Here is a 13,440-nt window from a genome sequence, read left to right on the forward strand (position 1 = left end):
CTATTATAATTAATTTCACCCAAGGCCATGGAACATTAGAAGGTGGGATAGAAAATGTTTTTTTAGCTAATTCTACTAAAGAATTGTAGTTTAATAAAAATAATGTCGGTAAAATAATTCCCAATATAGCAAGGGATAAGCGTGTATGCTCCGATTTTTCTTTGACTTAAATACTGTCAGTGGAATATTTTTTGAATCAGTCTGATGTAGTAACTGATTAATCACCTTTCCTTCGATAAGGTTAACTTGACTACTTGATTGATTTTGTTCTTCACTGACATCAATTTTTTCTTTCCCGTCATCCATAGCAGAAAAATGTGCTAATGAAATATGTATTGGTTTAAAGTTTTTATTAATCTCTTTATAAGTTTCAATAAAGCTACTTTTCCCTGAACCATAGTTTCCTGCTATGGCTACATTCTTAATATCATCATCCTCTAAAGCAAACTTCATAGCAGCAACATATGATTTATCAATATCAATATCATTTAAAGGAGTTAATTTTTTGAATTCAAAATTTACAACGTCTTTGTCTTGTTCAGTATTATTTTTAGGAAAGAATGTTTTTATTTTATGAAATAACGTTTTTATTTTATCTAGGCTCTTCATTTACACCTCTCAAAATAATTAATTTTACTCACTTGCCTCTTTCAACGCTTTTTGCAATTCTTCATCGATAGCAAACAGATACAAGCCGTTAACGCCACGAGTTAGTAAAACATTCAGTTCATTTTTTAATAATGTTTCGCCAAATTTCATTTTAGTTCCATCGGCTAGTGTTCTGTTGCGAATTGCCTTTTCGTTACAACTAGCGCTTGGATCAAAAATGATTTTTCCATCACGATATTTTACTGATGGCCCAATAATAACTGCAGCGTAGTTTAAGTCAAATCCTTGGATGGTATACGTTGAACCAACTTCAGCAATTGTTTGTTTCTGTTCTGCCCAAGAAAGACTTTTTGTTGCTTTATCTTTAGGAAGTTGTAAATTCCAAGGCATTGAAAAATCCCCAATTGTCACATTCCAATATTGGTCATCTTCTGGTTTAGCATTTTGCTTATATTTCCAATCATAAGTTGCTAACATTCGTGAAATGCCATGTTCTTGGTCTTGGTTCTTTTCTTTGATGGCTTCGTACATCTCTTGTGGAGAATCAAATACTCTAAAATCATATTTATCGTCTTTTCTGAACGGATAAATAACTTGCTCATCTACTAAACTGCGAATCCAATCAATGGTTGATTGTTGGGCATTAATTCGCATTTGATTACGTAACGATACTACATATTCAGCATCTAATTTGATTACTGCAAAATCATCACTTTCCCAAACTTGTTCAGTTGTCAAAATCTGATTTTCATCAAAAACGGCTACAACAACTTTGGCATTTGCTAATAAATCTTTTAAGTGATTTTTTCCTCGATATGATTGTTTCCCCTGAGTTAATAATAAGTGCGCCTCATCGACAATAACAATATCAGCTTTCGAATTAGTTTTAGACTGTGAATTAATAAAGCTTGTTGGTTTCATAACAACATCAACGCCATTTTTATTCTTCAATCCTAATTTCTTAGCCAATTGCTGATAAACCGTTAATTGTTGTTCATGGTTAACCAAAAGATGGACAGACACCTTATCTTTATCAATAGGAAGCTCGTCTGAATTAAACAGTTCATATAGCAAACTACTCATCAAAACTGTCTTCCCAGAGCCTGCTTCTCCCTCGACTAAGATTAATTTTCCTTCAATTTTTTTACCTAGAATTGAAATTATTTGAAGAAGGATATTATTTTTAGCATCGTCTTGTTCCCTTGTTAATTTATGAAAAGGTGATGCCTTAAATAGCGCCGAATCACGAATAACAGATTCTAATGGGAAAAGTACACTATTTAACGAATGTAGCTTACGCCATACTTTTGAAAAAATTGAATCCATCAATTCAGAAGTATAATAATCATTTTGAGGATTTCCTCTTCGATTACTAACATTTTTTACAGATTCTGAACTTAATAAGTATTGTAGGAGTTTATTTTCAATATCTAGCGTCAGCGATTTATTAAAATAACGATGACCTATGATATACATCTCAGATGTTGTTGACCCTTTTAATTTTTTAAAATCTTCACGAGCCTCATCATTTAAATGTTGTTTTGTCCGACGTTTAATGTCAGAGGTTTCCCCGACGTAAACACTGTAATTATGTTTTTTATTAGATAGTTCATCATCAATGATATAAACCGTTGGATAATCTAAAAGTAATTGTTCCTCTTTCTCAGAGAGGTTCTTATCCTTAATAGCTTTTACCGAGAAAGAATTATAACTCACCTTTTCTATAATTGGTGAGTATTTATCTTTGAGTGACATAATCTCAATCCTTTTCTGAAAACGTTTCGTTAGCTTCTATTATATCACTTAAAATCAAAAAATTAATACTTTGATACATCAAAAAACACCCTATCTAGCTACTTCATTAGCCAGATAAGGTGAATATTTATTTTTATTAGTCTTCCAACCCCACCAACTGTTGTTGGCGTTTGTTGGCTTGGTCTGCGATGTACTTCATCACAGTTTTAAATTCTTTTGCGGTGCCATTGTTAGACAGCTCTGAAAAGCTTTCGTTATATTTATCAACGATTCTTTTTACTTCTTCCTTTGTGGTCATTGTAGTCTCCTTATCTCTCCTCACACTCCCTCGACTTCGACGCCGATTGCTAGGATGTCCTTGGTTTTGATGAGGTGGTAGTGGGATTTTGTTTTGATGGTGATTTCTTGTGGGGTGATTTCGGTGATTTTGCCCCTGAGTTGTTGGCTGTGGTCTTTGTCTTTTGCGGTTGTAAAAACACCAGTGAGGTGGCTGGTGTAGAGTTGGCTGAGGAGCAGCGCTTTTTGTTCTTTAGTAAGGTTGGTGTGTAGGAGTTCTTTGGTTTTGTCAGCTTTTAGTGAGCTGGTGTGTTCTGATAAGAAAAAGCCCATCCATTTTTCCATGCCTCTGTCGTAGTGCTCACGCGCCGCTTGAAATGGTAAATAACTGCGGTCAATCATCTTAACTTAATCCATCCAATCCTCCCGCTGAATGCCCTCCGACCAATTTGCTGCGCTCTAAACTGCGTGAGGCTTCCTGCAGAGCATTAGCCTTTTGAATAGTTGTAAAGCCAAACTGATCACGAATAGCATCAATAGCTGATTGGAGCCTTTCTTCTTTTTCTATTTTTTCAATGTCATCAAATAAGGAAAACGTACTGTACGATTCATCGACTAAGCCTGAATAAGATACCGCGATATGTCTGACTGCACCCGAATTATATTTTTTGCGCAGCAAAGTTAAGACGTGCTCAGCCAGTTGCTTAGTGTTATTGCTAGGCTCGATTTTCATTTGCGCCTGAATACGGTGCTTTTTCTCTTGCTTTGAAAAACCGACATAAATCGACACATTTGTCGCCTTCTTGTGAGCTCTTCTCAGGCGAATAGCAACCTGCTCTGCCATTTCCCTAAAAACTAACTCAATATCGGCTTTCTTGCGATAATCACGTGGCAAAACCTGAGAATTGCCAATACTCTTAGATTTAGGCTTGTAGGGCTGGTGAACGTTGCTTTCATCAATGCCGTTAGCATGAAAGAAGAGGTCGACCCCCACGATACCAAGCTCTTTCTTGAGAATATCGGGATTGAAATTAGCGAGTTCTTTGATAGTAAAAATGCCAAGCTTATTAAGACGCTTTTCCATACGGCTTCCAATCCCCCAGAAGTCAGTCATCTTAGGAATCGCCCAAACCTTAGTCTCGACATCCTCGTAAGACCAATTGGCACGCATGTTCTGATTGTGCTTTGCTTCGTTATCAAGAGCAAGCTTTGCAAGCAATGGATTGGCATTTGACATGCCAACCGTTGAGTAGATGCCTGTCTTTTGCCAAATTTCTCGCTGAATCATAGCAGAAACCTTATCTAGCTTTTCTTTCTTACCTAGGGTCTTGTCAGGGATAAAATAGTTCAGCGACGAGGTCAAATCAATAAAGCCTTCATCAATAGAGTAAGGCAAAATGTCCTCAATGCTACCGTAATTCTGGAAAATATGCTGGATTTCCAGATTTTTCTCGATGTAACGGCTCATTCTCGGTGGCACAATCCAAGTCGCCTTTGCCCAATTTTCAATGAAAGCCACATACTCAGGCGTGATTGGTAAACCTTGACGTTTGGCATTGTAATAAGAAAACTTGCGCGTGTGCACATCAAAAGGCAAATCATAAGCACGGCTGACATTGGCTTTTCCAAAGACTTTTTTAAACATGGGCGACGAGGCTAGGATTAAGCCGCTAGCATTTTCAGCACGACTCATGACGCAAAGCGAAGTTTTTAACGGGTGCAAACCACGGTCGACACATTCCACACTAGCATAAAATGATTTCATATCCACAAAAGCGATGTCTGCGCGTGGCTCCCGTGAATAATCAAAGTAGCCCATCTAAGCCTCCATGGTAATCAGGATAGAATCATTGACCAAAAAGGCATATGGTGAGAGTTCGCTGTCTTGATTTTCTGGTAAATAAACTCTTGAAAACCGCTGATGCATGACAGATTCCGCAAAATCATCCATATCAAAAATTTCGACCTTGCTATCAGGAGCTAAGTCATATGAATCCAAGTCTAAAATATCTTTTAATCGCATCTTATCCTCCTATGATTGGTATAAAACTTCCGACGATTTTCCCGACAATGCGCGGATTTTCATCGTATGGTGCAAATTTATCGGCGTAATCTTTGTTAATCGATACTAGGCGTAGCCCATTTTCCTCGCGGTAAACTTTTTTGATATAAGTCTGTGAATTCCAAACAACGGCGTAAACCGCGCCGTCATAATCAAAACCAGTGTCACGAATGAGAGCTACTGAGCCATTATGATAAGTCGGTTCCATAGAATCCCCATCAATCCACGAGGCAAAATCATGCGCCAAGTCTTTATCAAAATAAACCGTATCGTAATCCATATCATCATAGACATTAGCACCTATACCAGCTGACAAACGTTCGTAAACCTTGTAGGCAAAACGTGGTTCTTGAACCATAGTAACCACCTTGCGCTGCTGTTCAAGTAAATCTTGAACATAAGTCAAAGCTTTATCCTGATTTTGGTCAGTTAATTGCTTATAAAGAGTCGCAATCTCAAGCTCAGAAAAATAGCCGTGCGACACTTGTAAAAGCTCTTCTAACTTAGCCAAGTTAGCTTTTGTTGGCTTTGCCGTACCTTTTTCCCAAGCAAAATAAGACTGCTTAGAAATCCCAAGCTCCTTTGCTAGTTCTGTCTGCTTCAAACCAAGCTCCAAACGACGATTTTTTAACTTTTCAGGATAATACATCAAACTCACCTCTTTTATCGTATTTTGTAAAGATAAACTGATTTGCTTTTAGAAGTCAGTTATATAACTGACTTAATTATATAAAAAAAGTGGAACATTGTCCACTTTGACATGTAGATGAAATCGCAAAGATTATTACCAATTTTTCCATTAAATCTGGATGTTTAGCAGAAAAAAAGCGAACCTAGGCCCGCTTAGATTTTTTTATCATTATTTATCGATATCCATTTCACGAAGTTGTCCAATGACAGCCTCAAATGGAACACCTGCTTGCAGTAAAGAGGCTGCTGTATAAGCCCCTTCAACGAGAGGAACTTTACACATAAGGATGTTCTTTTCAGACAATTCCCCAACCATTTCTAGATTCATCTTTGAAGAGCCAAAATCAAAGAATCCTAATATAGTATCTGCAGCATTATTGTCGACTGTTTCTTTGATTTGTTGGAAACTTGTTCCGATTCTGCCATCTTCAGTCCCACCAGAGAATGTAATGGGAACGTCTGTCGCAACTTGTGAGATTAATTCTACAACGCCTTGAGCAATATCTTTTGAGTGTGACACAATAACAATACCAGTTTTCTTAGACATAATCATTTTCCTCCGCTTCTAATAATGCTTTAAACAATAAACCTGATGAATACGAACCAGGATCGACAAGCCCAAGTGAACCATCTGCAGCATATGCATGACGTCCCTTTTTAGCTCTCAAAAGAGCTGTCTTTAGAATATACTCATCAATACGCTCTGGTGTTAACTGATGATTTTTCAGATCTTCCACCACAGGCGCCCAGACATCAACCATGGTCTTATCACCAATTTCTGCTCGACCACGTCTTTGAATCATAACCAAACCTTCTTTGATGTCTTTGTAAAGCGTGCCATCAACTTCTTCAGCTCTCGCCATTCCCAAGAATGCTGAACCATACAACGTTCCAGACACACCACCGACTTTTGTCAAAAGAAGCATCCCCGTTTCTGTAAACAAATCAACTGTCGATGCAAATTCTTTTGGTTCAACGGCATTGACAACAGCTGTCATACCACGTAGCATGTTTTCACCATGGTCTCCATCTCCTCCCATCGTTGAGTCCAATTCAGCTAAAACAGCTACATTTTCTTGGATTTTTTCGTAGAACAAGATGAGCCATCTTTTTGCAGTCTCTAATTTCATATAAAACACTCCTTTTATCATCCTAAACACTGCTAAAAAGAAAGCGGTATCATAGAAACCTTTTTCTTCATTATAAAACTTTTTAATCAAAAGGTCTCACATAAAGTCGTAAAACGGCCTATTTTTTGACAATTTGTCAATTTTGGTGAAAACAGCTTATTTAATGGTATTCATCCATTTTCTACTGCGGAACATAAAGACTGACACGATAAAACGGAACAATTCCTCTTGTGAGAGGATAAAATAAACCCAAACAATCGGTAATTTTAAGACCAAACCGGTAAAAAGTCCTAGTGGAACACCAATACACCAAGTCCCTAAAATATCGATAATCATAATATACTTAGTTCTACCACCACTTCGGATAACACCACCACCCAAAATCATATTTTGAACTTTAACAGGTGCTAAAATCGCAAAAGTCAACAAGAGTTGTGACCCGACTTGTCTAACATCAGGACCAACATTATATAAGTCAATGTAGAGATTTTCACCTAAAACCAAGAAGATTGATAAAATGAGTGACCCTACAAAGCCATAAAAACACAAACGTTTCGAATCATGATAAGCTCGTTCGTAATCATGCTCACCAAGCCTGCGTCCGATTAAAATCCCCGCAGCTTGTGACAACCCAGACAAAGCCCCGATAAATAGCCCCTGAATGGGACCAGTTAGAGACATCCCAGCAAGTTCGCTCGTTCCCATGTGCCCATAAATGTAGGTATTGACATTTTGCCCCAAAGTCCAAAGCAACTCATTAACCACAATAGGCGTTAGCATGATGAGGTACTGACTAATCTCAGAGCCCTTCATCCGCAAATCAAAGCTAAATTGACAAGTTCTATGGTAAAAATAAACCATCAAAGCCAGATTCACTACTTGAGACATTAAGCTAGCTAGCGCTGCCCCCTTGATTCCCATGGCAGGAAAACCAAAATGTCCAAAAATCAAGAGATAATTTAAGCATGTATTGACCACCGCAGCGACTGCACTGATGTAGAGCGGATACTTAGCGTAATTTCGGCAACGCAGCTGAACCGCTAAAAGCGTTGCAACCCCAGATAAAGGATAGACCCAAGCTAAGAGCTGAATATAGGGCTTAGCCGTCACCACAACTTCAGTATCCTTAGTAAAGATTCCTGCCAAAACATCAGGGAAGATTAAGCACAAGCACATGGTAAATAGAGCCAAGCACAGCATGACTAAGAGATTGACTGACATGCTGGTATTAATCTTTTTCTGATCATTTTTTCCCATATATTGAGAAACCATGATACCTGTTACGGTCGCAATTGCTCCGCTAACAAAGGCAAAGACAAACTGTGGCTTTCCGCCAACTTCCACAGCTGCAATGGCAGTCTTTCCAAGCTGTCCGACCATTAATTGGTCAATCATCGAAAAGGATGACTGCAGCATGGCTTGCAAAGCCACAGGGATTGCAATCGTCATTGCTTCTCTCAAGAAATGTTCTCTTTTTGCCATAATTTTTCTCCATCATTATTACTAAGTGCATTATATCGCAAGCGTTTGCATAAATCTAGTAGTAAGCCTGCACAATTTTTTTGGTCATTTAAACCTAAAAAAAAGCACCTCTAGCCAAATTCAGCTAAGAGTGCCTATTGTAAGATTTCAGTTAAGATAACCAATGAATCAAGGTAGCTATCACATCGCTACCATTGCCGATAAGATTTCCAATAAAATGCGCCGTCATGACAACGTAAATATTTCTAGTTCTGATATACGATAAGCTCAACGGTAGCGCCCAAATCATGGTCAAGAAAATTCCCCAAAAAGAAAGCGAATGTTCCAAAGCATAAAGTAACATACTAAAAAAGGTTGTGAGGAAAATTGCCTTCTTACTATCAAGCAGAATCATGTTCTTGCGGTAAAACGTCTCTTCTGTTACAGCTGGCAAAAAGATGGTCGAAATGGAAAATACGATTAAGGTCAGCCAACTATCTCTTCTTAAACTGATACTCCCTATCTCAAAGTTTGGAAAAAATCCTTCTAACATCCTTGTCAAAGCAAAGGTAAGCACGAATCCTAAAAACGTCAATAAAACCTGAATCCAGTACTTTCTGCCGCTTTTAAAACTCCTAAACCATTCTTTTAAATTAAGGTCTTTAGAGATGAGAAAATAAACCAAAAGCAAAAAGTAAAACAAAGCGTTGGTGTAGATAAGGTAGCTTGACGGAACAATCAAACACGACAAGATAAAAACCACTTCAATCAAAATAGGAATAGCATTTAAAGTAATATAATCTCTAAAACTAGTCTTTTTCTGTTTACTCATCATAGCCTGAAATCTCCTTTTTAGATGTTAACTTATCTTAGTATTGAAATACTAAAGCGTCTTCCTTCACCCAAATTATACACCAATGCTAATGAAACTTAAAGTTTTAAGCATAAAAAAGCTACCAAATACTAGCACGCACATCACTAGATTTGATAGCTTTTTATTATGGAGTTATTACTTGTTTAAATTTGTTTAGTATTTAAATACTAACACGCTTTTGATGACTGATTAAGCTTCTACAAGAGCTACATCTTCATCTTCCAAGTCACCAGTTTTTGCATCGTAATAGTGTTTGTTCCCTTCAGCGTCTGTTGCGAATCCGCCTTTAGTTTGAACACCATTTTCATCGAAATGCAATTCTTGACCGTTGATTTCTTGGTCACCAGTTACCACTTGACCGTTTTCGTCAAAGTAATACCAGTTGTCACCATCAGCGATAAATTTATTTGTGGCAAGGTCACCTGAATCTGGATCGTAAAAGTGACGATTTCCTTCTGCATCTGTTACGAAGATACCTTTAGCTTGGAGACCATCTTCAGCAAAGTAAAGTTTTTGACCACGAATAACTTGTGAACCTGTTGCCAAGTTACCATTTTCGTCAGCGAAATACCAGTGGTTGTCACCTGTTGTGAAGAAATCACCAACAAATTTTTCACCAGATTTAGCATCATAGTAACTACGTGTACCATCTTCATTGGTTACGAAGATACCTTTGGCTTGAACACCATTTTCATCGAAGTACAATTGTTGACCGTTAATAGTTTGAGCACCTTTAACAGCTACACCATTTTCATCGAAGTAATACCATCCACCGTTGATAAGAGCGAATTCAGAAGCAACCATTGCACCTGAGTCACCTTTGAAGTAACGTGTATTACCATCTTTGTCTTTAACAAGTTGACCTTTAACTTGGTTACCATTTTCATCGTAGTATTGGTAATCTTCACCGATTTTAACAAGACCACGCGCCATGATACCATCTTTACCGAAGTAGCGCCAGTTAGTTACAGTTTTGGCAACACCATCAACTGTTTCAGTTGTGTTGAAGGCATAGTAATGACCACCTTCGTAACGGCTACCTGTTTTACCAAAGTAGTATTGGTTTCCTTCTGCATCTTCATAGATAGCATCACGAAGTTCAATACCATTTGGCAAGAAGTAATAAGTTTGACCGTCGATTTCACGCATACCAGTTACCATGTGACCATTTTCGTCAAAGTAGTAACGGTTTCCGTTGTAAAGAACGAATGAAGATTTAGCTTGGTAACCACTTGTTGAGTAGTAAGTCATACCTTTACCATCATAGTAGAAACCAGTTTGTGCTGAATCTGATGTCATTTGTTTTGGAAGGAATGCGCCATTTTCATTAACTGTGAAGTAAGTACCTGTTGCTTGGTCGTTAAGAACGTAATCTGAACCTTTACCAAGGATGTTTGTACCGTTGAAGTATTCAGCTTTCCAAACTTTAATCTTAGTTGATGGGTCAATTTTCTTACCGTTAGAAATCATGACACGTTCAAAGATTGATGGGTAGTTTTCTTGAAGGTATTCTAAGAATTCACCACCGTATTTAGCTTGGTAGTCTTTACCACTACTTTTAGTGTTTGCGGCATATGGTTTGTTCTTAATTTGAGCACCTTCGCGTTCTTCACCGTAATCGTTAACACGTGTTGCAGTAACGATTTCTTCACCTGGAAGAGCGTAAATTTGGTCTGGAACCCAGTCAGCGATTACTTGAATACCTTTAGAGTGAAGGGCTTTGATAGCATTTCTAAGGTCTTCTGCTGAACCGTATTTATTGTTTTTACTCATTGCCAAGTCATAACGGTCACTGAAGGCATAACCATTTTGGATGATTGAGTCAAGGAATGTACCGTCAGTTGATGACACGTATTGTGGTGCCAATTCAAATGATGTGATACCCCATGAAGCAAAGAGATCAGCATTTTCAGCAATCACTTTGTTAGTGTATTGTGATGGATCTTTAACAAAGTCTTGGAAGTTTGAGAATCCTTCGAAGATAACTTGTGAATCAAGAGCTGCTGAAGTTTCGTAAGTTAATTTACCTGCTTCTTTTGCTTCTGTACTTGCTTTAACACGAATGTCTTGGTCAGCAGCTGCACCAACTGGTACCCAAACAGTAAGGAAACCATTCATATCAACAGTTTGGAAACCTTTGATTTCATCACCTGTGAAGTAGATAAATCCGTTTTCGTCTACAAGTTTAGTGATGTCTGTATCAGAATCGTTAAGGTAAGCTTGCAAACCATTTTCAGTTGGTGAAAGCAATGGACGGTAGTATTGACCAGCGTGAGCAATACCAACTTGTACAGCAATTCTATCTGAGCTGTTCAATTTAAGGTTTGGATTGTTAGAAATGATTGTCACAATACCTGAAGTTGGGACTGATTCATCAGTTGCTTTTTGATCAGCTGTCATGATACCTTTACCAAAACGAACAGATGTCAAAACGCCACCGTTAGCACCTTCTGGGTATTGAACGTTCATTGCTTGACCACCAGCTGCGTATTTGATACGTGATTTAAGAAGAGCTACGATTTGATCATAGTATGGAGATTTAACTGCCATGTATTGACCGTTATCAGTGAACAAATCACCGTAGTATACACGTGGAACAGATTCCATATTTGTCAAAAGAAGAGCGTAGGCTGCTGGGATATTGAAGTGAGTGTATTTTTTGTGAACACTGTTCATATCAGCGTTATAGATTTCAAAGGCTTTTTGCAATTCATCAAGTGTGAATGTGAAACCATCTGTTTTAGGATTGATTTGACCAGCGATGATTGATGCAATGATACCTTGAACTTCACTATCGTGTGCACGAACGAAAGCATATGATGGCATTGTATCACCATAAGCGCTATCTACAGTACGGTCAGTCATACCAAGGCTATTGTGAATCAATGATTCCAAGTTTGAACGGCTACCTTCTGGACGTGTCAAAACATCAAGGAAGGCCATACGAAGACCGTTATCGATAGCAAGTGCAGCACCGTTTGTATCGTGGTTGTAATCAGGGTCGTTAAAGCTCCAAGCTTCTAGGATAGAAATGTGAGCAAGTGCTTGTGCTTCTGTTTTGTTAACGCCGTAAGCTGCTTCAAACAAGTCAGTGTAAAGTTGAAGAAGGTCAGCATCCACGTTATCTACGGCATCGACACGAACACCATCAAAGTTAGCGTCAGCATCACCAAAGACCACTTTACCCCAGTTCATAAGGTAATAAAGTTGGTTCAATTGTTCTGCTTGAACAACTGGGTTTGAGTTATCAACGTCGTTTGCAAGCAAGAAGTCATAACCACCTGTACGGTCAGCTTTGTGGTAGTTTGTTTGACCATTTTGGTAAGTAGGTGCGCGGTTAAGAAGACGGTAGTCTGAATTAGCCCATTCAGTCAAATCGCTGTTAACGTAAAGAAGGGCACCACCTTGCAAGTGGTCAGTGTCACGATCTTCTGAGTTCATGTTCCATTTGTCTTGAGTTGATACAAATGAAGCAATGATATCACGCAACCAAGCTACGTCACCACGACGTTTGATTTCTTGTTCAATTTTAATTTGAATAGCTTCTGCTGCAACGTTTAGTGTTGATTGTTTATCAGTTGCTGAATATTTTTTATCCATGCCAAAGTATTCAGACATGTGGTTAAGGTAGTTCACTTGTGTGTCAACATCAGGCCACCATGCCATTACCAATGGACGGAAAGTTTCTTCAGTTGAATCTACCCATTTTTCACCATTATCTAAAACTTTAGTAGGGCGATACCAAGAATTAGCTGTTAAATAACCATCAACCAATTCAAAGCTTTTTTCTGTTGAATCGTAAGCTTGGTTATTTTTTGAGAAGTTATCGACAAGGTCTGTCAATCCTTCTGTAAATGAGTAAGTTGATGTTGATGACAAAGCACCTGTTTCAGCATCAAAGTAAAGCAATTGACCATTTACAGTGATGGCAAAGTTTTTCTTAACTGTACCATCTTCTTGGATGTAGTAGTATTTACCATCAATTTTTTTGATGTTATCCAAGCTCAATTGGTCAACAGCAGCTTTTTCGGCGTCTGAATCAGCAGCTTTGTTTGTTTTGTCATCACGCACTTCTTCATCAGTAGCTTTGTGTGATTCTTCTGATGGGTTAGTTTCAGAAGTTTCACTTGTTTCTGTTGAAGTAGCTTCTGAAGGTTTAATTGTTTCTTCAGATGATGCTTTTGTTTCTTCAGATGCTTCAGTTGCTGAAGTTTCAGTAGTCTTGTCATCAGCTTTAGCAGATGTAGCATCTGTTGTTTTTTGTGAGTCTTCCGCAACTACTGTTTCTTCTGTTGATGAAGCTTCAGTTGTTGTTTCTTGACTTTGTTCTGTAGCAGTGCTTGTTTGTGTTTGACTACTACTTGACGCTGGGGTGTCACTTCCTCTTGTAACGGCAACGACGTTTGTTTCGTCGGCAGATACTTCATGTGTAGAGCAAGCAACTCCAACACCAACTCCAACCAATGCCATACTTGTAACGGCAATGGTTACCCATTGTTTTTTAACTTTGTGTAGCTTATAGCGAATCTTGTTTTCCATAAATCCTCCTAAATAAATTCCATAAAAAGACTACACGTATAGTT

12 protein-coding genes are annotated in these 13,440 nt (G+C 38.2%); all 12 read right to left on the reverse strand.

The window, feature by feature from the left end:
• Positions 1 to 90: 90 nt before the first annotated feature.
• Entirely contained in the window at positions 91 to 609 is a 519-nt protein-coding gene (locus tag E0E02_RS01790) for a hypothetical protein (RefSeq protein WP_206282009.1), read from the reverse strand.
• A 24-nt stretch (positions 610 to 633) separates the two neighbouring features.
• Entirely contained in the window at positions 634 to 2,364 is a 1,731-nt protein-coding gene (locus tag E0E02_RS01795; RefSeq protein WP_133017685.1) for a DUF2075 domain-containing protein, read from the reverse strand.
• A 136-nt stretch (positions 2,365 to 2,500) separates the two neighbouring features.
• Positions 2,501 to 2,662, reverse strand: coding sequence for a hypothetical protein (locus E0E02_RS09400; protein WP_165937127.1), 162 nt, complete (start codon positions 2,660 to 2,662; stop codon positions 2,501 to 2,503).
• A gap of 20 nt (positions 2,663 to 2,682) precedes the next feature.
• Entirely contained in the window at positions 2,683 to 3,042 is a 360-nt protein-coding gene (locus E0E02_RS01800; RefSeq protein WP_133017686.1) for a hypothetical protein, read from the reverse strand.
• Position 3,043: 1 nt separating this feature from the next.
• Entirely contained in the window at positions 3,044 to 4,459 is a 1,416-nt protein-coding gene (locus E0E02_RS01805) for a Y-family DNA polymerase (RefSeq protein ID WP_133017687.1), read from the reverse strand.
• Entirely contained in the window at positions 4,460 to 4,663 is a 204-nt protein-coding gene (locus E0E02_RS01810; protein ID WP_074563634.1) for a hypothetical protein, read from the reverse strand.
• A 1-nt stretch (position 4,664) separates the two neighbouring features.
• Positions 4,665 to 5,351, reverse strand: coding sequence for a helix-turn-helix transcriptional regulator (locus E0E02_RS01815; protein ID WP_133017688.1), 687 nt, complete (start codon positions 5,349 to 5,351; stop codon positions 4,665 to 4,667).
• Between the two features lie 210 nt (positions 5,352 to 5,561).
• Entirely contained in the window at positions 5,562 to 5,939 is a 378-nt protein-coding gene (gene dhaM / locus E0E02_RS01820; RefSeq protein ID WP_133017689.1) for a dihydroxyacetone kinase phosphoryl donor subunit DhaM, read from the reverse strand.
• On the reverse strand, positions 5,932 to 6,522 hold the full coding sequence (dhaL, locus tag E0E02_RS01825) for a dihydroxyacetone kinase subunit DhaL (RefSeq protein ID WP_133017690.1): 591 nt from the start codon (positions 6,520 to 6,522) through the stop codon (positions 5,932 to 5,934). The genes dhaM and dhaL overlap by 8 nt, the downstream gene beginning before the upstream one ends.
• A 156-nt stretch (positions 6,523 to 6,678) precedes the next feature.
• Positions 6,679 to 8,004, reverse strand: coding sequence for an MATE family efflux transporter (locus E0E02_RS01830; RefSeq protein WP_133017691.1), 1,326 nt, complete (start codon positions 8,002 to 8,004; stop codon positions 6,679 to 6,681).
• 151 nt (positions 8,005 to 8,155) lie between these two features.
• Positions 8,156 to 8,815 carry a CPBP family intramembrane glutamic endopeptidase gene (locus tag E0E02_RS09530; RefSeq protein WP_240789005.1) on the reverse strand — a complete coding sequence of 220 codons (660 nt, stop codon included), beginning with the start codon at positions 8,813 to 8,815 and terminating at the stop codon, positions 8,156 to 8,158.
• A gap of 231 nt (positions 8,816 to 9,046) precedes the next feature.
• Positions 9,047 to 13,396, reverse strand: coding sequence for a glycoside hydrolase family 70 protein (locus tag E0E02_RS01845; protein ID WP_133017692.1), 4,350 nt, complete (start codon positions 13,394 to 13,396; stop codon positions 9,047 to 9,049).
• Positions 13,397 to 13,440: the final 44 nt, after the last annotated feature.

It is taken from the genome of Streptococcus sp. KCJ4932 (assembly GCF_004352745.1).
GTDB classification, from domain to species: domain Bacteria; phylum Bacillota; class Bacilli; order Lactobacillales; family Streptococcaceae; genus Streptococcus; species Streptococcus ruminicola.

What these genes read in the sequence shown, in the direction of transcription:
- E0E02_RS01790 (WP_206282009.1), bottom strand. Translation starts at nt 609, where the DNA reads ATGAAGAGCCTAGATAAAATAAAAACGTTATTTCATAAAATAAAAACA.
- E0E02_RS01795 (WP_133017685.1), bottom strand. Translation starts at nt 2,364, where the DNA reads ATGTCACTCAAAGATAAATACTCACCAATTATAGAAAAGGTGAGTTAT.
- E0E02_RS09400 (WP_165937127.1), bottom strand. Translation starts at nt 2,662, where the DNA reads ATGACCACAAAGGAAGAAGTAAAAAGAATCGTTGATAAATATAACGAA.
- E0E02_RS01800 (WP_133017686.1), bottom strand. Translation starts at nt 3,042, where the DNA reads ATGATTGACCGCAGTTATTTACCATTTCAAGCGGCGCGTGAGCACTAC.
- E0E02_RS01805 (WP_133017687.1), bottom strand. Translation starts at nt 4,459, where the DNA reads ATGGGCTACTTTGATTATTCACGGGAGCCACGCGCAGACATCGCTTTT.
- E0E02_RS01810 (WP_074563634.1), bottom strand. Translation starts at nt 4,663, where the DNA reads ATGCGATTAAAAGATATTTTAGACTTGGATTCATATGACTTAGCTCCT.
- E0E02_RS01815 (WP_133017688.1), bottom strand. Translation starts at nt 5,351, where the DNA reads ATGTATTATCCTGAAAAGTTAAAAAATCGTCGTTTGGAGCTTGGTTTG.
- dhaM (WP_133017689.1), bottom strand. Translation starts at nt 5,939, where the DNA reads ATGTCTAAGAAAACTGGTATTGTTATTGTGTCACACTCAAAAGATATT.
- dhaL (WP_133017690.1), bottom strand. Translation starts at nt 6,522, where the DNA reads ATGAAATTAGAGACTGCAAAAAGATGGCTCATCTTGTTCTACGAAAAA.
- E0E02_RS01830 (WP_133017691.1), bottom strand. Translation starts at nt 8,004, where the DNA reads ATGGCAAAAAGAGAACATTTCTTGAGAGAAGCAATGACGATTGCAATC.
- E0E02_RS09530 (WP_240789005.1), bottom strand. Translation starts at nt 8,815, where the DNA reads ATGAGTAAACAGAAAAAGACTAGTTTTAGAGATTATATTACTTTAAAT.
- E0E02_RS01845 (WP_133017692.1), bottom strand. Translation starts at nt 13,396, where the DNA reads ATGGAAAACAAGATTCGCTATAAGCTACACAAAGTTAAAAAACAATGG.